General features: G+C 63.8%; 27 protein-coding genes. 18 read left to right on the plus strand and 9 right to left on the minus strand.

Annotated features, from left to right (window positions below; translation table 11 throughout):
• On the minus strand, positions 1-834 hold the full coding sequence (locus HBA99_RS04220) for a class I SAM-dependent methyltransferase (RefSeq protein ID WP_070923761.1): 834 nt from the start codon (positions 832-834) through the stop codon (positions 1-3).
• A gap of 54 nt (positions 835-888) precedes the next feature.
• On the opposite strand from HBA99_RS04220, the gene HBA99_RS04225 reads away from it, so the two are divergent.
• The 4 genes from HBA99_RS04225 (at position 889) to HBA99_RS04240 (ending at position 3,144) form a co-directional block, all read left to right on the plus strand.
• Positions 889-1,104, plus strand: coding sequence for an antitoxin (locus HBA99_RS04225; RefSeq protein WP_070923760.1), 216 nt, complete (start codon positions 889-891; stop codon positions 1,102-1,104).
• A 25-nt stretch (positions 1,105-1,129) separates the two neighbouring features.
• Positions 1,130-2,263 carry a lipase family protein gene (locus HBA99_RS04230; protein ID WP_109418755.1) on the plus strand — a complete coding sequence of 378 codons (1,134 nt, stop codon included), beginning with the start codon at positions 1,130-1,132 and terminating at the stop codon, positions 2,261-2,263.
• Positions 2,264-2,299: 36 nt separating this feature from the next.
• Entirely contained in the window at positions 2,300-2,743 is a 444-nt protein-coding gene (locus HBA99_RS04235) for a type II toxin-antitoxin system Rv0910 family toxin (protein ID WP_070951538.1), read from the plus strand.
• A 113-nt stretch (positions 2,744-2,856) separates the two neighbouring features.
• A complete protein-coding gene (locus HBA99_RS04240; RefSeq protein ID WP_030094381.1) occupies positions 2,857-3,144 on the plus strand; it encodes a hypothetical protein in 288 nt (95 codons plus the stop codon).
• A 17-nt stretch (positions 3,145-3,161) separates the two neighbouring features.
• Here HBA99_RS04240 and HBA99_RS04245 read toward each other — a convergent pair whose 3' ends face one another.
• Positions 3,162-4,073, minus strand: coding sequence for an LLM class flavin-dependent oxidoreductase (locus HBA99_RS04245; protein WP_070952342.1), 912 nt, complete (start codon positions 4,071-4,073; stop codon positions 3,162-3,164).
• Positions 4,074-4,164: 91 nt separating this feature from the next.
• On the opposite strand from HBA99_RS04245, the gene HBA99_RS04250 reads away from it, so the two are divergent.
• The gene (locus HBA99_RS04250) at positions 4,165-4,716 is read left to right on the plus strand and encodes a TetR/AcrR family transcriptional regulator (RefSeq protein WP_070923758.1); all 552 of its coding nucleotides are present in this window, start codon (positions 4,165-4,167) and stop codon (positions 4,714-4,716) included.
• On the opposite strand, the gene HBA99_RS04255 is transcribed toward HBA99_RS04250, so the two are convergent.
• Positions 4,679-6,679: an MDR family MFS transporter gene (locus HBA99_RS04255; protein WP_070923757.1), complete on the minus strand. Its 2,001-nt coding sequence runs from the start codon at positions 6,677-6,679 to the stop codon at positions 4,679-4,681. The two genes, HBA99_RS04250 and HBA99_RS04255, sit on opposite strands and share 38 nt — an antisense overlap.
• 158 nt (positions 6,680-6,837) lie before the next feature.
• On the opposite strand from HBA99_RS04255, the gene HBA99_RS04260 reads away from it, so the two are divergent.
• The 4 genes from HBA99_RS04260 (at position 6,838) to HBA99_RS04275 (ending at position 11,591) form a co-directional block, all read left to right on the plus strand.
• On the plus strand, positions 6,838-7,680 hold the full coding sequence (locus HBA99_RS04260; RefSeq protein ID WP_070951537.1) for a hypothetical protein: 843 nt from the start codon (positions 6,838-6,840) through the stop codon (positions 7,678-7,680).
• A 79-nt stretch (positions 7,681-7,759) separates the two neighbouring features.
• A complete protein-coding gene (gene adh / locus HBA99_RS04265; RefSeq protein ID WP_070923755.1) occupies positions 7,760-9,277 on the plus strand; it encodes an aldehyde dehydrogenase in 1,518 nt (505 codons plus the stop codon).
• Positions 9,277-9,663: a DUF779 domain-containing protein gene (locus HBA99_RS04270; protein WP_070923754.1), complete on the plus strand. Its 387-nt coding sequence runs from the start codon at positions 9,277-9,279 to the stop codon at positions 9,661-9,663. Before adh ends, HBA99_RS04270 begins: the two co-directional genes overlap by 1 nt.
• Before the next feature lie 101 nt (positions 9,664-9,764).
• Positions 9,765-11,591, plus strand: coding sequence for a hypothetical protein (locus HBA99_RS04275; RefSeq protein WP_070951536.1), 1,827 nt, complete (start codon positions 9,765-9,767; stop codon positions 11,589-11,591).
• Here HBA99_RS04275 and yaaA read toward each other — a convergent pair.
• Positions 11,581-12,327 (minus strand): peroxide stress protein YaaA, encoded by a 747-nt coding sequence (gene yaaA / locus HBA99_RS04280; protein WP_070942185.1) that lies wholly within the window; start codon positions 12,325-12,327, stop codon positions 11,581-11,583. The genes HBA99_RS04275 and yaaA overlap by 11 nt on opposite strands.
• A 119-nt stretch (positions 12,328-12,446) precedes the next feature.
• Between yaaA and HBA99_RS04285 the strand changes: the two genes are divergently transcribed.
• Positions 12,447-13,229, plus strand: a complete 783-nt coding sequence (locus HBA99_RS04285; protein WP_070951535.1) for a VOC family protein — start codon at positions 12,447-12,449, stop codon at positions 13,227-13,229.
• A gap of 25 nt (positions 13,230-13,254) precedes the next feature.
• On the opposite strand, the gene dinB is transcribed toward HBA99_RS04285, so the two are convergent.
• Entirely contained in the window at positions 13,255-14,460 is a 1,206-nt protein-coding gene (gene dinB / locus HBA99_RS04290; RefSeq protein ID WP_070951534.1) for a DNA polymerase IV, read from the minus strand.
• A 236-nt stretch (positions 14,461-14,696) separates the two neighbouring features.
• Here dinB and HBA99_RS04295 point away from each other — a divergent pair, with 236 nt between their 5' ends.
• The 3 genes from HBA99_RS04295 (at position 14,697) to HBA99_RS04305 (ending at position 17,508) form a co-directional block, all read left to right on the plus strand.
• Positions 14,697-16,562, plus strand: coding sequence for a hypothetical protein (locus tag HBA99_RS04295; RefSeq protein WP_478212264.1), 1,866 nt, complete (start codon positions 14,697-14,699; stop codon positions 16,560-16,562).
• 89 nt (positions 16,563-16,651) lie between these two features.
• Positions 16,652-17,080 carry a MarR family winged helix-turn-helix transcriptional regulator gene (locus HBA99_RS04300; protein WP_030094393.1) on the plus strand — a complete coding sequence of 143 codons (429 nt, stop codon included), beginning with the start codon at positions 16,652-16,654 and terminating at the stop codon, positions 17,078-17,080.
• Positions 17,077-17,508: a hypothetical protein gene (locus HBA99_RS04305; protein WP_057968836.1), complete on the plus strand. Its 432-nt coding sequence runs from the start codon at positions 17,077-17,079 to the stop codon at positions 17,506-17,508. The genes HBA99_RS04300 and HBA99_RS04305 overlap by 4 nt, the downstream gene beginning before the upstream one ends.
• Here HBA99_RS04305 and HBA99_RS04310 read toward each other — a convergent pair.
• The 4 genes from HBA99_RS04310 to HBA99_RS04325 are packed head-to-tail and all read right to left on the minus strand — an operon-like array spanning position 17,470 to position 20,304.
• Entirely contained in the window at positions 17,470-18,135 is a 666-nt protein-coding gene (locus HBA99_RS04310; RefSeq protein ID WP_046252654.1) for an enoyl-CoA hydratase/isomerase family protein, read from the minus strand. The genes HBA99_RS04305 and HBA99_RS04310 overlap by 39 nt on opposite strands.
• Before the next feature lie 6 nt (positions 18,136-18,141).
• Positions 18,142-18,585 (minus strand): acyl-CoA thioesterase, encoded by a 444-nt coding sequence (locus tag HBA99_RS04315; RefSeq protein ID WP_057968835.1) that lies wholly within the window; start codon positions 18,583-18,585, stop codon positions 18,142-18,144.
• Positions 18,582-19,679: an alcohol dehydrogenase catalytic domain-containing protein gene (locus HBA99_RS04320; RefSeq protein ID WP_057966554.1), complete on the minus strand. Its 1,098-nt coding sequence runs from the start codon at positions 19,677-19,679 to the stop codon at positions 18,582-18,584. The genes HBA99_RS04315 and HBA99_RS04320 overlap by 4 nt, the downstream gene beginning before the upstream one ends.
• Positions 19,666-20,304 (minus strand): TetR/AcrR family transcriptional regulator, encoded by a 639-nt coding sequence (locus tag HBA99_RS04325; protein ID WP_030094398.1) that lies wholly within the window; start codon positions 20,302-20,304, stop codon positions 19,666-19,668. The genes HBA99_RS04320 and HBA99_RS04325 overlap by 14 nt, the downstream gene beginning before the upstream one ends.
• Positions 20,305-20,378: 74 nt before the next feature.
• On the opposite strand from HBA99_RS04325, the gene HBA99_RS04330 reads away from it, so the two are divergent.
• From HBA99_RS04330 to HBA99_RS04350, 5 genes are all read left to right on the plus strand, one after another.
• Positions 20,379-21,860, plus strand: a complete 1,482-nt coding sequence (locus HBA99_RS04330; protein ID WP_052525112.1) for a flavin-containing monooxygenase — start codon at positions 20,379-20,381, stop codon at positions 21,858-21,860.
• A 52-nt stretch (positions 21,861-21,912) separates the two neighbouring features.
• Complete coding sequence (locus HBA99_RS04335; RefSeq protein WP_057968834.1) at positions 21,913-22,668, plus strand: ArsR/SmtB family transcription factor; 756 nt, start codon at positions 21,913-21,915, stop codon at positions 22,666-22,668.
• A gap of 51 nt (positions 22,669-22,719) precedes the next feature.
• On the plus strand, positions 22,720-23,940 hold the full coding sequence (locus tag HBA99_RS04340; protein ID WP_052525107.1) for a cytochrome P450: 1,221 nt from the start codon (positions 22,720-22,722) through the stop codon (positions 23,938-23,940).
• 157 nt (positions 23,941-24,097) lie between these two features.
• On the plus strand, positions 24,098-24,664 hold the full coding sequence (locus HBA99_RS04345) for a TetR/AcrR family transcriptional regulator (RefSeq protein WP_052525119.1): 567 nt from the start codon (positions 24,098-24,100) through the stop codon (positions 24,662-24,664).
• A gap of 77 nt (positions 24,665-24,741) precedes the next feature.
• Positions 24,742-25,392: a DUF3159 domain-containing protein gene (locus HBA99_RS04350; RefSeq protein ID WP_131822807.1), complete on the plus strand. Its 651-nt coding sequence runs from the start codon at positions 24,742-24,744 to the stop codon at positions 25,390-25,392.
• The last annotated feature ends 8 nt before the right edge of the window (positions 25,393-25,400 follow it).

Raw genomic sequence — 25,400 nt, forward strand, 5'->3', positions numbered from 1 at the left:
CTAGAAGGAAAACCGCATGATCCTGCCGATATCGCGCAGGGCAGGGATATGCGAGATCACCTTCATCTGGATGCGGCCCGACAGTGGCAGGTGCTCCTCACCTGCCACGTCGGTGCTGCGCAGGTCGTCGAGACAGTGCAGCCCGGGATGTAATGCCTCGATTTGGCCGGGGTCGTCGATACCCCAGTGCAGGGTGGCACCCGCGTTGCGCACCGCGGGGACAAGCTTCTGCAGCGTGATTCCGATGCTGCCGTAACAGTCGAAAGCTAGCTGGCCGCTGGGGAATCGGCCGGTGATCCGCCGGATCAGGGACTGTCCTTCGGCCTGTGTCAGGTACATCGTCAAACCCTCGAACACCGCGAGCGTGGGGCGATCTGCGGGGATATCGTCCAGCCATGACTCCTCGGTGACCGAGCTGCCCACCATCCGATAGTCGCCACCGCGCTCGGGGAGCAACGCGCGCCGCAGCGCGATGATGTCGGGGTAGTCGACATCGACCCAGCGCACCGTCTCGGGCGGATTGACCCGGAAGATACGGGTGTCCAGCCCGCAGGCCAGATGCAGCACCGTCGCTTCCCGGTGTGCGGCGAGGAACTCCGAGGTCCAGACGTCGAGTTGGCGGGCGCGTAATGCCACCCCAATCGCCTGGGTTCCTTTGATCTTGGTTTTGGAGAAGTCGTAGTCGATACGACCGACGGCCTGGGCGGCGTAGTGGTCATGAAGAACCGAATTCGGGGACACGGCGTCCTGTGCCCGGCCGTACAGGGTGGCCAGCATGGTCTCTGGGGCGCCGCTCAGCGTGATTTTCACGCGGTCCGTCACTCGACCCAACATACGCCGCGAACTCGTACTACAGTTGCGCCGTCCCAGACCGAAGGAGAACCTCACATGGCTGATTTCAAGGGCCTCATCGACAAGCTCAAGAGCCTGTTGGCGGGCAACAAGGACAAGGTCAACCAGGCCGTCGACAAGGTCGGCGACGCCATCGACACCAAGACCGGTGGCAAGTACTCGGCAGTGGTGGACAAGGTGCAGGACGCCGCCAAGGGCGCGGTCGAGAAGGTCGAGGGGGCCACAGCTCCTAAGGACGGCGACGCTCAGTAACCGACTGGCGCCGCTGCTGGCGGCGCTGGTGTTGGTCACGGCGGCCTGCGCGCGGGTCGAGGCGGAAGGTGTTGCACCTCCGCCTCCCTCGCCGCCGCCGGGTGAGGTGCTTTCCGATGCGCCGTTGTCGCTGGCTCCTGATCTGGACGCGATCGCCGACGGCCACCTCATCCGCTACATGTCGACCTCCGGTACCACCGGCACCCCCACTGAGGTGACGGGTGTCGTGTTTTCACCGAAAGGTCAACCTCCACAACAAGGTTGGCCCATTGTGTCGGTGGGTCACGGCACCACCGGTCTGGATGACGAGTGCGCGGTCTCGCGTGCTCCCGATCTGCGCGGCTACATCTGGTTGGTGCGCAACCTCACCAAGCGCGGCTGGGTGGTGGCCATCACGGATTATGAGGGGCTGGGCGTACCGGGCCCGCATCCGTATCTGGAGCCGCGATCCGAAGGATTCAACGTCGTCGACGCGGCGCGTGCCGCGATGTCGCTGATTCCCGGGTCGTCGACGACATGGGCGGCGATCGGAGCGTCCCAGGGTGGCCAGGCCACCTGGGCGGCCGCCGAGCTCGCAGGCGACTATGCCCCGGAACTGGACTTTGTGGGTGCGGCCAACCTGTCCCCGGCGGCAGATCTGACCGAGATGGCGACGCACGTCGGTGACGGACGGTACGACTGGAGCCAGCTCTCGATGATGCCCACGCTGCTCACGGGGCTGTCGGTCACGGTCCCCGAGCTGAGGCCGGAGAACTTCCTGCACGGCTCTTTTCAGGACAACCCGCACGATAAGGCGCTGCTGCTGGGATGTCATAACGGGCTGGATCCGGCGCGGGCGGCGGCCATAGGCAGATTGCGCGCCAACGATTTTCACGGCATCACCCCGCAGGATGCGGAGATCTTCGCGCGCGCGTTGAAGCGGATCTCGTTGCCGCTGGGGCCGGCTTCCGGCCCGATGCTCGTCTACGCGGGTGGGGCCGATCGGCTGATCGACGCGCGCTGGATCCACGCTGCGGTGCGGCGGGCCTGTGCATTGGGCGACACCGTCCAGGAGATCGTGGCGCCCGGTAAGGGCCATGTAGACCCCGAAGGGGAGCGGCTGGGGGTGCAGTGGATCGCGGATCGGTTTGCCGGGATCCCGCCCCCTAGTAACTGCTAGCCGTCTGTTGATGTCGCTCGGGTATCGTTTGCCGACGTGGCAGCCAAACTGAATTCCTCCATCGATGTGCCCCTCCCTCCGCAGGAGGCCTGGGAGCACGCCTCGGATCTGCGGCGTTTCGATGAGTGGCTGAGTGTTCACACCGCGTGGCGCAGCGCGTTGCCCGAGACACTGGAAACGGGCACGGTGATCGATTCGATCGTGTGTGTGAAGGGCATGTACAACCGGGTCAGATGGATCCTTAAGAAGTACGACCCTCCGACGGGACTGTCACTGGAGGGACAGGGCAGAGGTGGCGTGAAGGTCAAGCTCCGGGTGACGATCACCCCGAAGGGGCCGGGTTCGGTCGTCGACTTCACCCTGCATTTAGGCGGCCCCGCGATGTTCGGCCCGATCGGCGCGGTGGTGGCGGCAGCGTTGCGCAGCGACATCGACGCGTCGCTGTCGAAGTTTGTTCATGTTTTTGCATCCGCCTCGTAATCGCCATTTTTTGCGTTCTACCTGCGAAAACATAAGCGACCGTTTGTGATTGGCTCCGTATCGAGTTGGTGTCGGTTGTTGGCATGCTCCCGAACAAGGAGCAATATGGATATATGTCAATCACACGGAAGTTCATCGGAACGGTGTTCGCCGCAGGTGCTGGCGCGGTACTGATCGCTGCTGCGCCCGCCGCCGTGATGACCACCGGGGTGCCGACAACCACGTCTAACCAGGTGGTTCTTGCTGATCCCGGCGGCTCAGGCAGCGGTGACGCAGGTGGCGGCGGTGGCTGCTACAACGGCGTATGCGGCGGATGGAACCCAGGACAGGGTGGCTGGGGCCACGGCTGCTACAACGGCGTTTGTGGTGGCTGGGACGGCCAGCGCGGCTGGGGCAACTAAGCCCTCTCGGCCGGACGTCAGTCCGCGAGCGGCCTAAGGGCCTGCGCCAGGGCGTCGTAGGCGTCCCGGCGAGCTGGCCCGGTGCCCAACAGGTGATCCGGCAGGATCACCTCGTCGACACCCTCCTGTGCCCACGGTGCCATCTGCTCCGCGATGCGGTCTGCGGTGCCGTACAGCACCGGAATCGGTGATGTCGCAGCGGTTTCCGCGGCGCGTTCCTCGGACTGCGGGCTGTCGGTGACGATGATGCGGGCCTGGGTGGAACGCCAAATCGTCGCAGGATTGCGGCCGATCTTCTCGGCTGCGGCGTCCAGACGGTCCGAGACGTCACGGAACGCTCCGGGCGTGGACCACTGATTCCACTCCTGGGCGTAACGGGCGGTCAGGCCGAGCATGCGTGGCTGTGTGGCGCCGATGAGGATGGGCAGCGGGCGCTGCAACGGCTTGGGTTCGCAGATGGCCTCGGCCAGCTGGTAATACTCGCCGTTCACCGTGGTGGCTTGCTCATTGAGCAAGCCGGTAATCACTTGCAGCCCTTCGGAAAACCGGTCGACGCGCGGTCCGGGCTTGCCGAGTTCGAGCCCGTAGCGCTGGTGTTCGTTCTCTTGCCAGCCGGCGCCCAGTCCGAGCGTGAAGCGCCCCTGGCTTACGTGATCGACGGTGGCCGCCCAGTTGGCAAGCACCGCCGGATGCCGGAAGGTCATCGACAGCACTAGGGGAGCGAGCCGGATCCGTGAGGTGGCCGCGGCGAGCGCGGCAAAGATCGCGGTGGCTTCGTGGAAGTCGGTGCGCTGTTCGGCGGTGTCCGAGTGTGCCATGAAGTGGTCTGCGGCGTAGAAGGCACGCCACGATCCGCCGTCGGCGTACTGGGCGATATCCAGCAGATCTGTCCAGGATTGGTTGGTTTGTCCCCATATCGAGAAGCGCATGTTTTCCAGCCTAGAGCCGGTGCGCATATCGCCGTTATTGCGTACTACCCTCGAAACGGTGGAGGAGCAACCAAGGGGTCGGCGGGCAGAGGTGATCGCGGCCGCTATCGAGGTGGCGGGCACCATGGGTGTCGGGGGTCTTACGTATCGCTCGGTGGATGCGGCGGCGAACGTCCCGAGCGGTACTACGTCGAATCATTTCCGTACACGTGATGCGCTGCTGCTGGGTGTCATTGTGGAGATCGAGAAGCTTCGCCGGGCCTTCTGGCGGGCGCTTGTCACCGAGATCAATCCGACCACAGTGGCTGATCTGGTCGGCATCGGCACCGCGTACGCCAACGGGGCGGTCGGAATGATGAGTACCCGGGTGCGCGCGTACATGGCGCTTCTCATGGAGGGATGGAGCCATCCCGAGCTGCGAGAGCCGCTGCAGCGGGGCCGGGATGCGCAGATTCCCCGCACACTGCAGCTCATGCGCAAAGTGGACCCGAAAACCCCTGAGCTGCATGCGGAAATCTTTCAGGACTATCTGACGGGCATCATCTACCAGCAGCTGGCCAACCCGTCGCCGAACTTCAATCCGCGTCCCGGGATTGAAGCATTGCTCACCCGCCTGGTGACGCCCCAGGCAGCGCAGGAATAGGGTTCTCGCGCCAATCGGTGTCGGTGACAATTCGCCGTGAAATGCGTTCCAGCGCTGCCTGAATCTGTTCGCGGTCTGCCCGATCCTCGAAATCGGGTGTGCGGGAGAGTCGTTCAACCAAGTACTGGTTGATTGCCTCGCTGATCTTGTCGACTTCCTGGCGTCCGGAATCGGTGAGCCAGACGTGGTCGTTGGTGCGTAGGGCGTACCCGTTCTCGGTGAGCTCGTTGAAGGCGGGGGCGATGACCTCGGGCGGTATCCGGTACCACTGCGCGATTCGGGACACCTCGGCAGACCCGGTGGCGCGCAGGAAGCGGTTGGCCTGTACCAGGGCCCACAGTGGCGCGATGGGCATCGACACACCCGCGTGTTCGCGCAGCTTGTGCAGGCCGATGTGTGGGAATCCTCGCATGGCATTGCTGATCGCGATCTCCAGCAATTTGTCTGGTGAGAACGAGTTGGGCATGCCGAAGCCCTCGCCCATATCGGCGGCGAGGGCCGAGTCGGTCCCGCGCAGCGGAACCTCTTTGAGGAACAGCGCCACGACGAATCCGATGACGGCAACAGGTGTGGCGCAGAGGAACACAAGGTCCAGTGAGTCGGCATAGGCGTTGATGACCGGTATCGCGGCATCATGTGGCAGTGCGTGCAGCGCCTGCGGTGACGCGGTGGCCTCGGGTGGCACGTTCACCGAGCTGATCTCGCGTGCAAGGAAATTGGAGAACAGTGACCCGAATATCGCGGCGCCGAATGAGCTGCCGATGGTGCGGAAGAACGTCACACCGGAGGTCGCGACGCCCAGATCGTCGAAACGGGCCGTGTTCTGCACGATAAGGGTGAGTACCTGCATCGAGGCGCCGATGCCTACCCCCAGAATGAGCAGATACAGCGACTGCAACAGGAAGGGCGTCGAATTGTCCATCCTGGACAGCAGCACCAGTGCGACAGCCATGGTGGCGGTGCCGAGGACGGGATAAATCTTGTACTTGCCGGTGCGGCCCACCAGGATGCCGGTTCCGGTGGAGGTGATGAGCATGCCCGCCACCATGGGCAGGGTGCGCATACCCGACACGGTGGCCGAGACACCGTTGACGAACTGCATGAACGTCGGGAGATATGTCATCACCCCCAGCATGGCGAAGCCAACGACAAAGCTCAGCACGCAGCAGATCGTGAAGACCGGGTCGCGGAACAGCCGCGGCGGCAGGATCGGTTCGGACACATGGGATTCCACCCAGACAAACACGCCTATCGCGGCGACCGCGCTGACGAACAGTCCGATGATCACCGGTGAGGACCAGGGGTAGGTGGTGCCACCCCAGCTGGTCGCCAGCGTCAGTGCCGAGGCACCCAATCCGATGAGCACGATGCCCCAGTAGTCGATGACGGGGCGCGTCGCCTTGGCCAGAGCCGGGATGGCGGCAGCCGCGACCACGATCACCACCACCGAGATGGGCAGGTTGATGTAGAAGGCCCAGCGCCAGCCCAGATGATCGGTGAACAGTCCGCCCAACAGCGGGCCGATCACGGTCGTCACCCCGAAGACCGCCCCGAGCATGCCCTGATAGCGGCCGCGCTCGCGCATGGGAATGATCTCGCCGATGAGGGCGGTCGCCGTCACCATGAGTCCACCCGAGCCGAGGCCCTGGATCGCACGCGCACCGACCAACATGGCCATCGATCCGGCCATGCCGCAGAGCAGTGATCCGGCCGCGAAGATGACGATGCAGGCGATGAAGACTGCGCGCCGTCCGAAGAGATCACCGAACTTGCCCATGACGGCTGTGGCCACGGTGGAGGCCAGCAGATAGCTGGTGACCACCCACGACTGGTGTCCGGCATCTCCGAGATCGGCGACGACGGTGGGCAGGGCCGTAGCGACAATGGTGCCGTCCAGCGCGGCCAGGAGCATCCCGAGCAGGACCGCGACGAAGATGAGGTTGCGGCGCTGCACGCTGATCATGGAGCTCGCGGCTTCCTGATCGACTGTTTCGGGCTCAGGTGACTGCGTAGACATCGTTACCCACTCTAAGGTATTCGATTTGCCATGCGCCTATTCTTGCCCACATGGCCGATGGGCCCAGTACAAGACGTAGTTCGATAGTTGCTGCGTTGCCAAGGGTGTTTCCGCACCTTCATATCGAGCCGGTCGGATCGGATGCGCCAGGCCTTCCGCAGGCGTGGCGAGGTATCGCGTCGTTGTCCGGACGCGAGGCGGTGAGAGAAGCACTGGTGTTGTGGCGTGAGGTGGTGCCGGACGGCTTCCTCCGCTTGATCGGACTGCTGGATGCGCACTGTGCCGACGTCGTGGTGGTTCGTGTGAGCGGTAAGGAGGCAGAGTTCTCAAGCCTCGCCCTGATGTACGCCATCGCGGGGAGTGGGCATCCGGAGTCTGATTGGCAATTCCGGTTTGGGCTAGCCCCTGTGGATGATTCCGCTGCGCGAGGCCGTGTTGGTGTGAACTGGGCTCGGCAAGTGGTCTTCATACCCGCGCTTGAACGGTTCGGTGCCTGGCAGGCGGTCAATGTCGTGGTGAGACCGGTCATCTGGGAGCGGATACCGCGTGGCCTCCGTCGCATCTATACGGACCTGCACAACGGCTTCCTTGAGACATTGCACGGTGACGACCGCGGTCTGGTCGCCATCGAAAGTCTGTGCACCATCGACAACTTCTACAAACATGACGACTTCGCCGGCGACTTCTGGGTCAGTGCGATGGGTGCCGACGGACAACTCATCCTGCCGCGAGACCAATGGCCCGACCTGGTTGATCTCCTCCGTATCGCAACTGTGCAGTGGCGTGGATGGTTGTGTGTAGATATCGGCGACGCCGATTCTGGGCGGGTGTGGGAGCTGTGGCACCGTGATGGGCTTGAACGCGGGAGCGGCGACCTTTTCACGCGTCTGGATGACTTGTTGGTCGGGTCCTTCCACGCGCTTCCCGGTGGGTGGGAACGCATGTGAGCAGCGGCCGTACTCCCACTCGCGACCTGGGTGTAACGTACGTCACAGGGCTCGCATCGATGACCGACAGGAGCAGGCAATGAAGCATGCAGCACCCGGAACCGAAGGCAGCGCAGTCACTTTCGCGCCTCGGTACGAGAACTTCATCGGTGGTGAGTGGGTTGCCCCGTCGGATGGCCAGTACTTCGATGATTCCTCGCCGATCGACGGCAAGGTGTTCACTCAGGTCGCCCGCAGTACCGCGCCGGACATCGACAAGGCACTGGACGCCGCCCACGCCGCGGCCGAGGCATGGGGCAATACGTCAGCGGCCGAGCGGTCCAACACGCTGCTCAGGATCGCCGACCGCATGGAACAGAACATCGAGCGACTCGCCGTCGCGGAAACCTGGGATAACGGCAAGCCGATCCGCGAGAGCCTCAATGCCGACATACCGCTGGCGATCGATCACTTTCGCTACTTCGCCGGAGTGCTGCGCGCTCAGGAGGGATCGATCTCAGAGATCGACCACGACACCGTGGCCTACCACTTCCATGAGCCGCTGGGGGTCGTCGGCCAGATCATCCCGTGGAACTTCCCGCTGTTGATGGCTGTCTGGAAACTGGCGCCGGCGCTGGCTGCGGGAAACTGTGTGGTCCTCAAGCCCGCCGAGCAGACGCCCGCCTCGATCCTGGTACTCATGGAGCTGATCGCCGATCTACTCCCGCCGGGAATCGTCAATGTGGTCAACGGGTTTGGTGTCGAGGCGGGTAAGCCGCTGGCCTCCAGCCCGCGCATCGCCAAGATCGCCTTCACGGGTGAGACCACCACCGGGCGCCTCATCATGCAGTACGCGACCGAGAACATCATCCCCGTCACATTGGAGCTTGGCGGCAAGAGCCCCAACATCTTCATGCCCGACGTGATGGCCGCCGATGACGCGTTCCTGGATAAGGCGCTCGAAGGCTTCACCATGTTCGCACTCAATCAGGGTGAGGTATGCACGTGTCCCTCTCGGGCGCTGGTGCATTCGTCCATCTATGACGAGTTCATCGCGCGTGCGATCACGCGGGTCGAAGCCATCGTGAGTGGGGATCCGCTCGACGAGGACACCATGATCGGTGCGCAAGCCAGTAACGATCAGTACGAAAAGATCTTGTCCTACATCGACATTGGGCGAAAAGAAGGCGCGCAGGTGCTTACCGGTGGGGACGCCCGAAAGGTTGCCGATTACCCGGATGGCGCCTACATCCAGCCGACTGTGTTCGCCGGCACTAATAACATGCGCATCTTCCAGGAAGAGATCTTCGGCCCTGTGCTCTCCGTGGCGAAGTTCGACTCACTGGACGAGGCGCTGAAGATTGCCAACGACACGTTGTACGGCCTTGGCGCGGGGGTTTGGTCGCGCGATATGACCAACGCCTACCGGCTGGGCCGCGGCATCAAGGCGGGCCGGGTATGGACAAACTGCTATCACCAGTACCCGGCGCACGCCGCGTTCGGCGGTTACAAAAAATCCGGTATCGGGCGTGAGAACCACAAAATGATGCTCGACCACTACCAGCAGACCAAGAACCTCTTGGTGAGCTACTCACCCGACGCCGCGGGCTTCTTCTGATGATCCCCCGCGTCGAGCTCACTGCGGCGGCGGCCGAGCTGTTGGCTTCGCTGGTGGCTCGACATGGGCCTGTGATGTTCCACCAGTCAGGCGGCTGCTGTGACGGCAGCGCGCCGATGTGTTACTTGCGCGGAGAATTTCGTGTGGGTGCCTCGGATGTGTTGCTCGGCGAGGTTAGCGGGGGTACACCGTTCTGGATGAGCGCCGACCAGTTCGAGTACTGGTCACATACACATTTGACGGTGGACGTGGTGCCTGGGCGAGGGTCTGGATTTTCGCTGGAGGCGCCGGAGGGGGTGCGTTTCCTTATCCGGTCGAGGTTGTTCACCGATGACGAGGTGCTCGCGTTGGCGAATCAGCCGGTCAGGACCGGCGCCGACGGTTAAGGCGCTGCCGATTCCTTCGTGTTGTCGGTTGCCCGCAGAGGTAGTAGTTTGCCCTTGTCGGAGGCTGTCTGGTCGGGTCGGTCGTAGGGGAGTGTCATCCAGTGTATGTAGCTATTCGAACTGCTGCGGTTGCTGCGGTGTGCAGTCTGTGTGTCGGGACAGGTCTGGATGCGCGCACCGTGCGGCCGGTCCCTTCCCTAACGGCCACGGCCACAACACATTCCGTGACGAATCGGGCAGTTTCTCTCACGTCGTTCTCTGATTTGCTGGCGGTGGCTGCCCCGCAGAATGATGCTGGGGCGCAATCGAATCCAGTGGCCACCGGGGTGCCGAGTAGCGGCGAACTCATAGGGACAGTCGCCAAACTCCTCACGGCATCACAAGCCGCGTCGACCGGTTCGGCTCCGGCGATCACCGCGGCCGCCGTTGATCCTGTCGATCCGCCGGTGGAGCAGCCGGTAGATCCGCCCGTCGAGCAGCCCACAGATCCGCCCGCGGCCGACGAGCCGGCGCCACCCACCAACTTCCCGGGGACCCATTGGCCTGCGTTTGGCACCCCGTCCTACTTTGCGCAGTTGGCCTTTGCGGTGTTCCACGTTGTGGCCTTGCCAGTCACGGTGCCTGTGCAGTTCTTCCTGGGCAGCGCCGAGGGTGTGCCAACGGTGATCGCCGCGGCGCTCAATGACTTGTCGGGCCTGCTGGGCCAGATACCAGGGTTCTCACCGCAGCAACCGGCGGCGGCGCAAGCGCAGCAGAAGGTCGCTGAGGCCTCCTCGGTGTTGCCGAAGACGGCGGCAGCGGAGGCCGAAGCGCCGGCCGCTGAGGAGCCGGCTCCGGCTCCGGCGCCAGAACCCGAACCCCTGCCGACTAACTTCCCGGGCCCGCGCCCGGCGTTCGGAACGCCGTCCTACTTCGCGCAGTTGGCGTTCGCGGTGCTGCATGTGCTGGCGCTGCCTATCACGGTGCCGGTACAGGCGATCATCGGCAGTACCGAGGGCGTGCCGACGGTAATTGCCGCCGCGCTCAACGACTTGTCCAGCCTGCTGGGACAGGTGCCGAAGATATCGCTACCTGGGACCAACCCAGGGACCACGCCGGAGACCTCCTCGAAGCAGGTCGATCAGGCTGTCGCCAAGCCGGAAACGGCGTCCGAGAAGTCAGAGACCACCAAGCGCGACGTCGATGCGAAGACTCCCAACACCGAGCACACGGAGCACGGGGCCAAGCCTGGCGATACGCCCGCAGAGTCGCCCAAAACCGAGCATGAGGCCAAGCCCGCTGAGACTCCGGCGGACGCGACGAAGGTTGACCCGACGAAGGCAGATCCGGCTAAGGCCGTCGACCCGGCTAAGGCCGTCGAGCCCAAGGTTGACCCGACTAAGGCCGCCGTCGAGCCGGCGAAGGTTGTTGAGCCCAAGGTTGATCCGGCTAAGGCCGTCGAGCCCACGAAGGCTGTTGAGCCGACGAAGGTTGTTGAGCCCAAGGTTGACCCGGCGGCCGCAGCATCTACGAAGCCCGAGCCGGCCAAGCCCGTCGCGGTCAAGCCAGAGACCAAGCCTGAACCGGTCAAGCCGGAGATTAAGCCGGAACTGGCCAAGCCTGAGCCCGCTAGCAGCCCGGTGAAGGTCGTTCGCGACAGCCTGAAGTCGACACCCGGTGGAACCACCACCACCGGCGGCACCAAGACGACCGAGGGATCCAAGGGCGCTGAAACGGATAGCAAGACGCCCGGTGCGTCTACGGCGACCAAGGTTCGCGAAGGATCGACCCCCTCCGTGGGTGGCACGTCCGATAAGCCCGCGGAGAAGCCTTCGACGGAGAAGTCGTCGACCGGCAAGAGCTCACCGTCGTCGGAAGGGAGTTCGCATTCCTCCGAAGGAAAGACGCATTCCTCCGAGGGCAAGTCACACTCGGGGTCTACTGACTGACGATGATCGTGAGCGTGTTGCCGTCGCGTTCGATATGAAGTCCGGCGCGACGGGCAACCGCAGCCACTGAGGCGGCGTCATTGGGTTCGGCTCTGCTGCCGGCGAGGATACGTGCCAGTTTTCCCTTGTGCGCCTTGTTGAAATGGGTGATCACCGTACGTCGCCCATCGGGATGCTCTGTGAGGCAATCAACGGTTATCGCCTGCGGTAGCCGCCCTAATCCCGCGTACGAGCCTGAGCGTAGGTCCACCACCAGTTCGTCGGCGGCCAGCTCCGCCAACACCGGCTCCAGTACCGGCTTCCAGCGGGCGGATAACGACGGCTTTCCGGGCAGCTTGGATGAGGCCGACAGCCGATAGGCAGGCACGGGATCGTCGGCGCGTAGCAGCCCGAACAGCGCCGAGCCGACGGCGAGGCGTTCGCGTGCACGTGTCGCGGAGGCGCCGCGCAGAGACGTAACGTCCAGGGCGTCGTACAGCACGCCGGTGTACCGCTGCAGGGCAGGCATGGTGGGGGAGGTCCGCAGCTCGGCGTTGCGCTGGATTTCAGCGTCCTGAGAGGCCGAGATGCCCAGCGCCTTCCTGCATGCCGGAGGGTCGGCGGCAAGGGCGACGAGTTCGTCGACGAGTGCCGCGCGCACCGGATTCAGCGATGGTGTGGCCAGCTTGTCCAGGCGCAGAGGAACATGATCTCCACCTTCGCGTTTGGTTTCTGAGGGTGGTAGCAACACGATCACGCCACAGACCGTAGCGAACTGGCCGCCGCTGAAGGCGCAGCGGGTCAACAGCTGCGATGAGTTTTGGCGGTCCGGATGGTCGATATGGGTGAGTGCCCCATCCAGTACAAGGAGACCCCATGCCCACTCGTGAAGAAACTCCACTCGGTGCCCCCGCGTGGATCGACCTTGCCTCGTCGGATGTCGAGAAGTCGAAGGCCTTTTACAGCGCGTTGTTCGGCTGGACCCTGCAGGACGCGGGTCCCGAGTACGGCGGGTACATCAATGCGCACATGGACGGTAAGGCGGTCGCGGGAATGATCGCGAACAATCCGGAGTGGAATGCGCCCGACGGATGGACAACCTATTTCGCCACCGACGACATCGACGCCACGCTCCAGAGGGTGGCTGACAACGGTGGCGGAAACTGCATGCAGGCGATGGAAGTTCCACAGCTCGGATATATGGGCCTTTTTGGCGACCCCTCCGGAGCTGTGGTGGGACTGTGGCAGCCGCTGGCCCACAAGGGTTTTCAGCTGGTAGCCGAGGCGGGTGCCCCGGTGTGGCATGAGCTGAACACCCGCGAATACGACAAGGCGGTCGACTTTTACACCAAGGTGCTTGGTTGGGAAACCAAGGTGGAAGGCGATTCCGAGGAGTTCCGGTATGCGTGTGCCCAGCACGGCGGAGAACCGATTGCCGGGGTCAACGACGCGACAGTGGGTCAGTGGACGCTTCCGGAGGGCGTTCCGGCGCATTGGGCGGTCTATTTCGGTACGTCGGACACCGACGCCAGTGCGGCAAGGGCTACTGAGCTCGGGGGCGTGGTGCTCACACCTGCGCAGGACACCCCATATGGCCGGATGGCGCTGGTTCGGGACACCACCGGCGGTACCTTCTGGTTGTGCTCCGTCGATTCCTGATCGCGGATAGGGCATCCCGGCGTCGTTAAATGTCTTCGAAGGTCGGGATGCCCCACTCCTCATGCCCGCCGCCGTGCAACAAGGTGGCACGGGTGACCGAGCGGGTACCGAACCTCTCGCGTAGCTCGTCCAACGTGCTGTCCAGCGCTAGTGTGTTTGTCTGCGAACTGTCGAATGGCAACTCCAATTGCGTTGCGCCGCAGGATTCGAAGTTGGAGACAGCGAAACCGATCAGGGTGATGCCCCGTTCCGCGACCAGCACAGCGGCCTCGCCGACAAGCTGGCGTGCTACGGCCAGTAGGTGTTCCGTGGAAGTCGTGGGCCGTGACACGGTGTGTGAGCGCGTCGCGCGCGTGTAGTCGTCGAACCGTAGCCGGAGCACCACCGTTCGGCAGCTGCGGCCGGTGCCACGCATCCGGCGCGCGATCCGTTCGATGAGTTGTGTAGCGATCGCGTCGATCTCGTCGCCGGTGCGCCGCCGTCTGCCGAGCGCACACTGTGCGCCGATTGAGCGCCGCCGTCGACCGCCCTGTACCCGTCGCGGATCGACATTATGTGCCAGGCAATGCAATTGGTGCCCCATGGCGCGGCCAACCATCGACGCCAGGGTGGACTCGCCAAGATCGGCGATGTCGGCGACGGTGTGGATTCCGTACACCCGCAGCTTCTCGGCGGTGATGGTGCCGACGCCCCACAGCGCCTGTACCGGCAAGGGGCGCAGGAATGTCATTTCTTCGTGAGGTTCCACCACCAACAGTCCGTCGGGCTTACCCTGGCGGCTGGCGACCTTGGCCAGGAACTTGGTGCGGGCGATGCCGACGGTGATCGGTAGACCGGCTCGACGGCGCACCTCCGTGCGTAACGTCTCCGCGATATCACGCGGAGTGCCCGAAATACGCAGTAGGCCAGCGACATCGAGAAATGCCTCGTCGATGGACAGCGGTTCGACCAGCGGGGTGGTGTCTCGGAAGACCTCGAAGACCTTCTTGCTCGCGGCACTGTACGCATCGAAACGCGGCGGTACCACCACGGCCTTCGGACATAGCTGCCGCGCCTGTCGGCCCCCCATCGCGGTGCGCACGCCGCAGCGCTTGGCTTCGTAGCTGGCGGCCAACACGACACCGCCTCCAACGATCACCGGGCGGCCGCGCAACGCCGGATCATCACGTTGCTCGACAGAGGTGTAGAACGAGTCCAGATCCGCGTGCAGGATGCTGGCTGACCCGGTCATGAACAGATGCTCGCACCAGGGTCCGACACCTAGATCCGGTTGATTTGCCCAACAGCCAGTTGATTCGGAGAATCGCGGGTCAATCCTTGATGGCGTCTGGGAGATATTTGACTTACGGCTAGGAAAACTATCGAGTCCGTGGTCGGCGGCATGGTGCAGTGTGCCCTACGTTTATCCCGAGTTCTCCAGGTTACTTCCAGCCTATTCACATTCTTTGCCCAGAAGGGGTGGTTCACGTGCGCGTTCGCCTTCGTGCCACGGCTGCCGCGGCGGTTTGCAGTGTCTGCATCTCCGCGTCGGCTTCCGTGCCTACGATTCAATCTCTCAGCGCCAGTCCAGAACAGCACCGGACCGTCTCGACGCAGTCCTATGTGCTGACGTCGAACGAAGGCTCGCTGGCGCCGTCGAGCATCGGCTCGCTGGCGACATTGCCCGGCGTGTCAGGTTCGGCCGCGACACCATTGGCCGCGGCTGCTACTCCGGCTCCGAGTTTGTTCCAGGCGGTTCAGCCGGTGTTCACGGTGTTGGGTGGGGCGTTGACGCTGCCGTTCAATATCCCGTTCTGGTTTGTGACGGGGCAGCTGAATGCGGCCGCGAACCAGACCCAGATCAACAACTTTGTGACGGCCATCGGTCAGTTGCCGGGTGTGCCTGCTGCGGTGTTGTCGTATCTGGCGGGTATTCCGTCGCAGACGCTGCCGACCATCCCGTCGATTCCGGGTTTGACGTCGACGACGGCTGCTCCGACGGTGAAGACTGCTGCGGCTGCCACGCCTGCGGCTGCTACTCCGGCTCCGAGTTTGTTCCAGGCGATTCAGCCGGTGTTCACGGTGTTGGGTGGGGCGTTGACGCTGCCGTTCAATATCCCGTTCTGGTTTGTGACGGGGCAGCTGAACGCGGCGGCGAATCAGAAGCTGATCAATGATTTCGTGACCGCTATCGGTCAGTTGCCGGGTGTGCCTGCTGCGGTGTTGTCGTATCTGGCGGGTATTCCGTCGCAGACGCTGCCGACCATCCCGTCGATTCCGGGTTTGAATGCGGCGGCTTCTCCCACCGTCAAGACGGCGGCATTGTCTGCGCCGACTGCTACTCCGGCTCCGAGTTTGTTCCAGGCAGTTCAGCCGGTGTTCACGGTGTTGGGTGGGGCGTTGACGCTGCCGTTCAACGTTCCCTTCTGGTACGCAACGGGGCAGCTGAACACGGCCGCGAACCAGAAGCTGATCAATGATTTCGTGACGGCTATCGGTCAGTTGCCGGGTGTGCCTGCTGCGGTGTTGTCGTATCTGCAGGGGATCACGACTCAAACGGCTCCGACCATCCCGACCATCCCGGGTCTCACCTCCCTGGTCACGCCCTCATCGAAGCTGGTCACGAACTCTGCGGTGGCGCAGTCCGATACCGCGAAGGTTGACGTCGCCAAGTCGGAAGTCACCAAGACCGGAACCGTGGAGGAAGCGGCGAAGCCCGCTACCGCGGCCACCCCGGCGGAGTCGGTGACGACTCCGGCCGAGCCGGCCAAGCCTGCGGAATCCGTCACCCCGGCGGAGTCGGTCAAGGTGACGACGCCCGCCGAGCCGGGCAAGCCCGCGACCCCGGCTACACCCGCGGATTCGGTGAAGGTGACGACCCCGGCTGAGCCGGCCAAGCCCGCGGAAGCCGCCACCCCCGCCGAACCGGTCAAGGTGGCCACCCCGGCTGAGCCCGCCAAGCCGGCTCCCGCTGAGCCTGCCAAGCCCGCTGCCCCCGTCGACGCCGCCAAACCGGTGGAGTCGAAGGTCAACGTGCCGAAGGTCAAGCTGCCCACCCCGGTCACCAAGGTCGGCGAGGTCAGCGGTGGAGTCGGGACGAAGGCCGATGAGTCGGCCAAGGCCGACAAGAGCGAGAAGGCCGATTCCAAGGACACCAAGTCCGACAAGGGGTCCGCGCCGAAGAAGTCTGAAAATGACTCTTCAGCTGCGAAGAAGCCCGAGAGCGCGGCCTCGTCTGCCGGGAAGTCGGAGTCCGCTTCGAGTTCCTCGTCGAGCTCGTCATCGAGTGACTCGCACTCGAGCGCCTCGAATGGTTCCTCGTCCGGTTCCTCGCACAAGGCGTCGTCGGACTAGTCCGCAATCGCAAGCTCAAAGGTCCCCGCGCCCGACATGGCGCGGGGACCTGCTTGTAAGCGGAACTGACATAAGTCAACATCATTGACATGGAAATCGATGGAACCGCGACCCTGGGGTACTTGCTGACCCGTACCGCGACATCGCTGCGCGGCAAGGTGGCGGCCCGTTTGGAGCCGATGGGCCTCAGCCTGCCGGAGTACATCTGCATGCAGATCCTGCGCACCTACCCCGGCATGTCCAACTCCGAGCTGGCGCGGCAGGCGATGGTCACCCGGCAGGCCATGAATGCGGTGCTGCACCGGTTGGAGCAGGAAGGCTTGATCAGCCGTCCGGAGAACGCGGACCACGGCAGGTCGCTGCCGGCTCGCCTCACCCGGCGTGGCAGCACTCAGCTGGACAAGGCGGTTGAGGCCGTGACCGCGGGCGAGAACGAGGTCATGGAGAAGTTGACCGCTGACGAGCGCCGCGCGTTGAAGGCGATGCTGGCCAAGTGCGTTCCGAGCCAACTGCCATGAGACGCGCCGGGTGGCTGATCGCCTTCACCGGCCTGGTGATCGGTTTCAGCGTCTGGCTTCCGTGGTTGCGAACATCGGCCAGCGGTGGGGGCAGGGCCAATGCCATCGGCGGCGCCACCGGATCGGTGGTGCTGCCACCGGGATTCGGTGCGGGACAGATGATCTTGCTGGTTTCGGCGCTACTTGTGGTGGCGGGATGCATGGTGGGGCAGCACATTCTTCACCGCATCGCCCCGATCGCCGCAGGTGTACTTGCGCTCGGGCTGCTGGGGCTCGAATTGCTGTATTACCGCATCAACGTCAAGGTGCCGATTGTGACCGGCTACGGATTCTGGATCGCGATCGCGGCATCGGCCATCGCGGTCGCATTGGCGATTGTTGCCCTGTTGTCACGACCCCAGGCCGGCGAGCAGCAGTGGCACGATTGACCCGTACATCCCGTATTTGACGGTGCCCAGCGTATCCCGGTTCTTGCCTACCAGGGGTGCCACGAAACTCGTTGCGGTGGAAAGCACCTGGTCCTCGGCAACGGCCGCGTCGACGATCTGGTAGTTCAGCGATTCGGATCCGCCGAGCCGACGGCCGCTGGGCATGGTGGCCGATGCCGCCTGCGGCGTCATCTTGCCCTGACACAGCGCGGACATACCGGGAGTGAACGGCATGCCGAGGTCAACCTCGGGCAGGCAGAAGAAGCCACGATCGGTGCGCATCACCCGGTAGTCACATGCCAGCGCGACCATGGCTCCGGCGCCGAAGGCGTGACCATTGACGGCGGCGACGGTGGGGGTGGGGAACACGAGGAAACGCGCCAGAATCTTCTGGACCTCGGTGATGTACCAGCTGAGTTTGTCGGGGTTGGCGCCCAGGAAGTCGACGTCGAGCCCATTGGAGAAGAACTTGCCGCTGCCGGTCACCACCAGTGCCGAGGGGGTTTCGTCGGCAAGCACCTCGTCGAGCAGTGCGTTGATCTGCTCGATATTCGCTGTCGTGAAACGGTTCTCGTCGGTGCCGAGCTCTAGGGTGTAGATGCCTTCGGTGCGCTGCAGGGCTGGCATGTGTATTTACCTCAACTGTTCGAGAGCTGTCGCGACTTGCTCGGGAATGGGGACAGGTGTGCGGGCCTCGGAGTCCACGTAGACATGGACGAATCGGCCCAGGGCGCGGGGAGCGTCTTCGACAACACCGTCGATGACCTTGAACACCGCGAGCTTATAGATCACGCTGGTGCGACCGCGGTGCTCCAGCGCCAAGCCGATGGACAGCTCGTCTGGGAAGGACACCTCGGCCAGGTACTTGCACGAGGTTTCGGCCACGACGCCGATGGCGGGCAGGTCGCGAATATCGCACCCAGCGGCCTCCATCAGCCAGCCGTTGACGGCGGTATCGAACCAGGCGTAGTACACGACATTGTTGACGTGCCCGTAGACATCGTTATCGGCCCAACGGGTTTGGTGCCGACGGTGCACCGGGAAGTCGGTTTTGGTGGGCAGGTCCGGCTTGGTCATGGGCGCAGCACCTGACGCACCGCGAGTCCGTCGGCCAGTGCGTCCAGCGCGATGTTGATGTCATCGAGGGGCAGCTCGCCGGACTTCAGCTTTTCCACCGGCAACCGTCCGACGCGCCACAGTGCCAGCATCGCCGGGATGTCCTGTTGCGGTTGTGCCGATCCCATGTAGGAGCCCAGGATGCTGCGGCCCTCGGCGACGATGCTCAACGCGGGCAGGCTGATTCGTGCATCCGGATGTGGCAGACCCACCGATACGGTGCCCCCGCCACGGCCGGTGAGTGCGTATGCCTGCTCCAGCACGGCGGCCGATCCGACCACCTCGAACACCCAGTCGTGTCCGCCGGGCGCTTCGTCGGGTGCACACGCGCTGGTGGCTCCGAGCTCAAGGGCCAGCTCGCGTTTGGCCGGTACCGGGTCGATGGCCAGCACCTCGCCGGCGCCGGCGGCTGCCGCGGACATCACCACGGCCTGCCCCACACCACCCAATCCGAGGACCGCGACCGAATCGCCGGGGCGCACGGACGCAGTGTGGGTGACCGCTCCGAAGCCGGTCAGCATGGCGCACCCGAACAGCGCTGCCGTGTCCAGTGGTACGTCTTTGTCGACGACGACCACCGAATTACGGTCCACCACGGCATGATCGGCGAAGCCTGAGACGCCCAGGTGATGTCGGACCTCGGAGCCGTCGAGGCCGTGCAGTCTGGTACCCCCGCGGATGAGGTCACCGCGGCCGTTGGCCGCCGCGGCGTCCGGGCACAGCGCGGGGCGGCCCGACGAGCAGTACCTGCAGGCGCCACAGCTCGGTACGTACACCAGCACCACATGGTCGCCGGGGGAGACGTCGCGAACACCGGGGCCGACTTCGGCGATGACACCGGCGGCCTCGTGTCCGAGTGCCATGGGCACCGGGCGTATGCGGTTGCCGTCGACGACTGACAGATCCGAGTGGCACAGCCCCGCGGCTTCGATCCGGACCAGCACCTCACCGGGACCCGGTGGGTCGAGCTCGAGTTCAACGACTTTCAGTGGGTGTGTGTCGCGGTATGGCCTTTCGATCGGCGCCGCGTGCAGCACCGCACTACGAATTCGCACAGACCCCTCCATAAATCGCATTGAGCCAGACGTGGAGCAGCGTATCGACCACCTTGCCGTCGTCGACCGCGGGCTGCTGCCCGGTGAAGGTGGCTCGCATCATCGCCTGGTTGATGAGGTTGAGAGCAATGGCGATATCGCGGGCCGGGATGGTGTTCGGCGCGGCGCCGCGAGTGCGTTCGGCCTCAATGCCCAGCGTCGTGTTGGAGACCCAGTTCTCCGTCACTTCGGACCAGCGTTGATCCAGCTCGGGGCTTGTTCCTTGCATGCTGGACAACGCGACGGTGAGGGCCCGGTGAGAACCGAAGGCGTCGAAGTAGGCCTTGATCACGGCGCGCCAGTACTCGGCGGGGCTTGTCATGGCCGCGGGGTTGATCCCGGCGACGTTCGCGTCGGCCTCTTCGATGATTCGCTCGGCCAACGTGAGGAGTACGGCCTCCTTGGAGGAGAAGTAGAAGTAGAACGTGGGCCGCGAGATGCCGGCTCCACGCGCTAGATCATCGACGGAGATATCCGTCAGTGGGCGTTGCCCCAGCAATTCCTCGGTGTTGGTCAGGATGGCCTGTATCCGCTCGTCCCCGGAGGGGCGCGTGGTTTTGCGGCCTCGCGTTGCCGGTTTTGTCACTTCTACCTGCGCATTCTATAAAGTTATCGACACACTGTTGACTTTCTCGACACTGCGTCGATAGCCTAGCTCTCATGACCGAACATGTCGAGATTGTCATCGTGGGCGCCGGAATCTCGGGGATCGGCATGGCCTGCCATGTCGCCCGTGACCTGCCGGGCAAGGACTTCGTGGTGCTCGAGGCGCGCGAGCGCATCGGTGGTACCTGGGACCTGTTCCGCTACCCGGGCATCCGCTCCGATTCCGACATGTTCACCCTGGGCTTCAACTTCCGCCCGTGGACGAGCACCAAGGGCATCGCTGACGGAACCTCCATCCGTGAGTACGTCACCGACACCGCCCGCGAGTTCGGCGTGGACAAGAAGATCCGCTTCGGTCACAAGGTCGTCGGCGCCGAGTGGTCCTCCGAGCAGGGACTCTGGACGGTGCGGGCCGAGCACGCCGGTGAGATCGTCGAGTTCACCACGCGGTTCTTCCTGGCGTGCACCGGCTACTACAACTACGACAAGGGCTTCACGCCGGAGTTCGAGGGTGTCGAAGATTTCACCGGCCAGGTGATCCATCCGCAGCACTGGCCGGAGGACCTGGACTACGCCGGCAAGAAGGTCGTTGTCATCGGCAGTGGTGCGACAGCCATGACATTGGTTCCCGCGATGGCTGGAACCGCGGGGCACGTCACCATGCTGCAGCGTTCGCCCACCTACGTGGTGTCGCTGCCGTCGACGGACGCGCTCGCGGTGGCGCTGCAGGGCAAGCTTCCGGCCTCGATCGCGTACCCGATCGTGAAGTGGAAGAACCAGATGGTCAGCTTCATCAGCTACCAGACGAGCCGCCGCGACCCGGAGCGCATGAAGGGCATCCTGCGTGCGCTCCTGAAGCGACAGCTGCCCGACTTCGATCTGGACAAGCACTTCACCCCGAAGTACAACCCGTGGGATCAGCGGTTGTGTGTGGTGCCGGACTCGGATCTGTTCCGCGCGCTGCGCAAGGGCACTGCCTCCATAGCCACCGACCGCATCGCGCGGTTCACTCCCAAGGGCATCCTGCTGGAGTCGGGCGAAGAGCTCGAGGCCGATATCATCGTGACCGCAACGGGTTTGAATGTTCAGCTGGCCGGCGGGCTCAAGCCTGTGGTGGACGGTGTGCCGGTGAACCCCGCGGACTCGGTGAGCTACAAGGGTTTGATGCTGACCGGGCTGCCGAACTTCCTCTTCACCTTCGGTTACACCAACGCATCGTGGACTCTCCGTGCCGATCTGGTATCGCAGTACGCCTGCCGCTTGCTCAAGTACATGGACAAAGAGGGCCAGACGGTGGTGTGGCCCGTCGAGCCCCCGACCACTGAGCGGCTGCCGTTCCTGGAGGACTTGGTCTCCGGGTATGTGACCCGCGCGGAGAGCGCGGTCCCGCACCAGGTGCCGCTGGCACCGTGGCGCTCGTACCAGAACTACTTCCGTGAGCTGCCCGTCCTCAAGTACGGCAAGGTCGCCGACAAGGGTGTGCGATTCAGCAAGGTAAAGGTCTCGCGTGAGGCCCCCGTTGCAATAGGCAGGTAAATACCTGCATAATGGCCGGGTGCAGCCAGCACCCGGCCATTCTCATTGGGACATGGTCTTCAAGGCGCTCGCCGACCGGACTCGGCGGGAGCTGCTGGACCGGCTGCATGAACGTAACGGCCAGACCCTCAGTCAGCTGTGCGACGGCGTTCGGATGACGCGGCAATCGGCTACTCAGCATCTGGGTGTACTGGAATCTGCCAACCTGATTACTACCGTGCGACGGGGCCGGGAGAAGCTGCACTATCTCAATCCCGTTCCACTGCATGAGATTCAGGAACGGTGGATTGACAAGTTCGAACGCCCGCGGCTGCGGGCGTTGAGCGCTTTTAAGCAGCGAGCCGAGGAGCCGGAGATGTCGCAACCAACTTTCGTCTACACCACCTACATCAACAGCACGCCCGAGAAGGTGTGGCAGGCCATTACCGACCCCGAACTCAGCGGCCGGTATTGGGGGCACTCGAATGTGTCTGACTGGCAGCAGGGTTCACGTTGGGAGCACCAGCGGGTGGACGGGTCCGGCGTCGCCGACGTCGTCGGCACGGTCGTGGAGGCTGATCCGCCCCGAAAGCTGGTCACTACGTGGGCGGACCCGGCCGGCGGCGCCGACGCTCCCGTATCCACCGTCACCTTCCTGATTCAGCCGTATCAGGGCATCGTGCGGCTGACCGTTCAGCACGCCGACCTTGCGGACCCGTCGGAGTATGCCCAGGCCAGCGGTGGGTGGGCTGCGGTGCTGTCAAACCTCAAGTCGTTCTTGGAGACTGGGGCCCCGCTGCCTACGGAGCCGTGGACCCAGCCCAGCTAGGCGGCACGCTTTTCACAGGCCCATCTCAGCAGGGATGTGCATTATGTAGACATGCGTGTACAAACTGACGTAGATCCGCTGCTCCGCCGTCTCCTGGATGAGGGCGATAGGGCGAATCCCTATCCGCTCTATGGAGAAATCCGGGAGTTGGCCAGGACCGGCGCTGTGCGTCCGCAGGGCCTGCCGGTCAGCGTGCTGGCGACTTTCGATGATTGCAATGCCATGCTTCGGCATCCGCTGGCCTCCTCGGACGCTCGTCACGCCCATATACGCCAGCGGGCGGGTAGTCCGGCGCCCGCACGCGAGCCGTCACTTCTGGGTCTAGACGGGGCGGCCCACGCCAGGCTGCGCGGCCTCGTCCAGAAAGCGTTCAACGCCAAGGTTGTCAATGCGATGACCGAGAGTGTTCAGCTGCTCATCGACGAATTACTCGACAGCGCAGCAGAAATGGGCACATTCGATCTTATTGCCGACTACGCGTACCCGCTGCCGGTGACCGTGATCTCACGGATCCTGGGGGTGCCGCCCGGCGATGAGTCGATGGTGGTTGACACGACCAAGCTGCTCAACGGCTCACCCGGACTCGTGTTCGCGCTCACCGGTGAGGCCCCGGATAACACTGCTCAAGTACAGGCGGATGCGGACATGCGTGCCTATTTCTCGGAGCTGGTTGCCTCGCGGCGACGTCACCCCGGTTCGGACTTGCTGTCGGCGCTCATCGATGCCGAAGCCGGTGGCGATCGCCTCACCGACGAGGAGATCGTCACCATGTGTGTGATCTTGTACCTGGCCGGCCACATCACCACGGTCAACCTGATCGGGAACGCGGCGCTGGCCATGTTGCGTCAGCCGCGGCACTGGCGGGAACTGGGAGCCGACGCGGAGTATGCCTCGGCGGTGGTCGAAGAGACACTGCGTTTCGACCCTCCCGTACAGATGGTCATGCGTACCGCGGCACAGGACATGACCGCCGGTGCGGCGACCTTGCCAGAGGGGGAATTGGTCTTGATACTTCTTGCTGCGGCACAACGTGATCCGGCTGTCTACGAGGACCCTGACACTTTCCGCCCACGGCGTTCCGACGCCAAACACCTGGCGTTCGGCCTTGGTCCGCACTTCTGCCTGGGTGCCCCGTTGGCGCGGCTGGAAGCAAGGCTCGCGCTATCTGCTCTGACTGCCCGGTTTCCCCACGCCCACATGGTCGCTGAGCCCACCTACACATCCAATGCGGCGCTGCGGGGAATCAGTACGTTTCCGTTGAGCGTTCGTTGATCCGCCACGGCTAACGCGGACGAACCACGGGGGCTAAGCATCCTGAGCCCGATTCGGGCCCTCTAGACTGTTGTGTTGTGTTATCTGCCACCCCACAGCGTTTGTTTCAGCTGACCGATCCGGCGACAGCTGCCATATGCCGATGGGCGCGGTTGCCATGAGCAAACGCGAACCGGATCACGATAGGCCGCTCGGCCGTGCCGAGATCGTGCAGGCCATCCTTGCTTCAGCTGCAGAACTCTTCGCCGCGAAGGGGCCTAGTTCGACCTCATTGCGTGATGTGGCGACGCATGCGGCCGTCAATCACAGTCTGATACACCGATATTTCGGTACTAAACAGCAGTTACTAGCCGCCACACTGCAGCATCTCGCCGATAGGGGCGTCGAGCTGGCTACATCTGGCGAGTTGGACGCGGAGCGCCAGGAACTCGGCGACCTGCACATGCGCGTTCTCGTGCGGTCTGCCCTTGATGGCTATCCGATCGCCGAGCTGCAGGAACGCAGACCAGGAATGGAGTGGGTCCTGGATCAGGCGCGCCCCAACTTTCCCACCGAGCGTGGGGCGCAGCTTGCCGCGGCGCATGCGACGGCGCTGCAATACGGCTGGCGCCTGCTCGGTCCAGTTTTGCGTGCGGGGTTTGGGCTGGCAGATATGGATGATGAAGCGTTGCGCGCCGAGGTGATCGCCGAGATAGGTCGTACGCTCTCGCTACCGCGAGACTGATTAGAGCCCAGCATATTTCGGCCGAGAGGCCAAGCATCTTGACCATTTTGTGCACAGTTGTGTACATTCAGGTCGAGATGTTAGGCGAACCCGAAAAAAGCGAGACGGCCAGCAGTGACGCCGCATTGTGGCGTGTGCTGGTTCGTCGGCTGGGTGGCGCGGCAGCGATCTTGCACGCGGCGTTTCCCACGGCGGTGTTCGCGGTCCTTGCGCCGGGAGCTGGATTATTGGTGGCAAGCGTTGCGGCCCTGGGAACTTCCCTGGCGATCGTGTGCTTTCAGATCGCAATGGGCAGGACGGCCCGTGGTGCACTGATCGGGGCCGCTTCCGTGGGTGTTGCACTACTCGTTGCGTGGGGAATGGGCGATGCGCGAGGCTATTTCGTCATAGGAATCTGGAGAAGTCTGCTCGCGGCGATTGCGGGAACGGTGTCAATCCTGATGCGATGGCCGTTGGCGGGCTGTGCGTGGGGTTGGCTGCTTGACCACGGGACGCGTTGGCGCAGTGTTCCGCCGGCATTCCTGGCGTACGTACTGATGACATTTTCGGGAGTGCTTGCCAATGTCGCGCGATTCGTTGTGCAGCAAGACCTCTACGACACGGAAAGCCTGTCGGCGCTGGCTGCGGCGCGAGTCCTTATGGGCTGGCCGTTAGGTGTCCTGCTCATCGTGATCGCTTACCCGTTGTTACGCCGGGCGCACCACGCGATGCGTGTTGCGGGTGACTGAGTCGCAGA

It is taken from the genome of Mycobacteroides chelonae (genome assembly GCF_016767715.1).
GTDB classification, from domain to species: domain Bacteria; phylum Actinomycetota; class Actinomycetes; order Mycobacteriales; family Mycobacteriaceae; genus Mycobacterium; species Mycobacterium gwanakae.

Bases quoted from the DNA above. Each gene is read 5' to 3' on its own strand.
- HBA99_RS04220 (WP_070923761.1), bottom strand. From the start codon at position 834: ATGTTGGGTCGAGTGACGGACCGCGTGAAAATCACGCTGAGCGGCGCC.
- HBA99_RS04225 (WP_070923760.1), top strand. From the start codon at position 889: ATGGCTGATTTCAAGGGCCTCATCGACAAGCTCAAGAGCCTGTTGGCG.
- HBA99_RS04240 (WP_030094381.1), top strand. From the start codon at position 2,857: ATGTCAATCACACGGAAGTTCATCGGAACGGTGTTCGCCGCAGGTGCT.
- HBA99_RS04245 (WP_070952342.1), bottom strand. From the start codon at position 4,073: ATGCGCTTCTCGATATGGGGACAAACCAACCAATCCTGGACAGATCTG.
- HBA99_RS04255 (WP_070923757.1), bottom strand. From the start codon at position 6,679: ATGATCAGCGTGCAGCGCCGCAACCTCATCTTCGTCGCGGTCCTGCTC.
- adh (WP_070923755.1), top strand. From the start codon at position 7,760: ATGAAGCATGCAGCACCCGGAACCGAAGGCAGCGCAGTCACTTTCGCG.
- HBA99_RS04270 (WP_070923754.1), top strand. From the start codon at position 9,277: ATGATCCCCCGCGTCGAGCTCACTGCGGCGGCGGCCGAGCTGTTGGCT.
- HBA99_RS04285 (WP_070951535.1), top strand. From the start codon at position 12,447: ATGCCCACTCGTGAAGAAACTCCACTCGGTGCCCCCGCGTGGATCGAC.
- dinB (WP_070951534.1), bottom strand. From the start codon at position 14,460: ATGACCGGGTCAGCCAGCATCCTGCACGCGGATCTGGACTCGTTCTAC.
- HBA99_RS04300 (WP_030094393.1), top strand. From the start codon at position 16,652: ATGGAAATCGATGGAACCGCGACCCTGGGGTACTTGCTGACCCGTACC.
- HBA99_RS04305 (WP_057968836.1), top strand. From the start codon at position 17,077: ATGAGACGCGCCGGGTGGCTGATCGCCTTCACCGGCCTGGTGATCGGT.
- HBA99_RS04310 (WP_046252654.1), bottom strand. From the start codon at position 18,135: ATGCCAGCCCTGCAGCGCACCGAAGGCATCTACACCCTAGAGCTCGGC.
- HBA99_RS04315 (WP_057968835.1), bottom strand. From the start codon at position 18,585: ATGACCAAGCCGGACCTGCCCACCAAAACCGACTTCCCGGTGCACCGT.
- HBA99_RS04330 (WP_052525112.1), top strand. From the start codon at position 20,379: ATGACCGAACATGTCGAGATTGTCATCGTGGGCGCCGGAATCTCGGGG.
- HBA99_RS04335 (WP_057968834.1), top strand. From the start codon at position 21,913: ATGGTCTTCAAGGCGCTCGCCGACCGGACTCGGCGGGAGCTGCTGGAC.
- HBA99_RS04340 (WP_052525107.1), top strand. From the start codon at position 22,720: ATGCGTGTACAAACTGACGTAGATCCGCTGCTCCGCCGTCTCCTGGAT.
- HBA99_RS04345 (WP_052525119.1), top strand. From the start codon at position 24,098: ATGAGCAAACGCGAACCGGATCACGATAGGCCGCTCGGCCGTGCCGAG.
- HBA99_RS04350 (WP_131822807.1), top strand. From the start codon at position 24,742: ATGTTAGGCGAACCCGAAAAAAGCGAGACGGCCAGCAGTGACGCCGCA.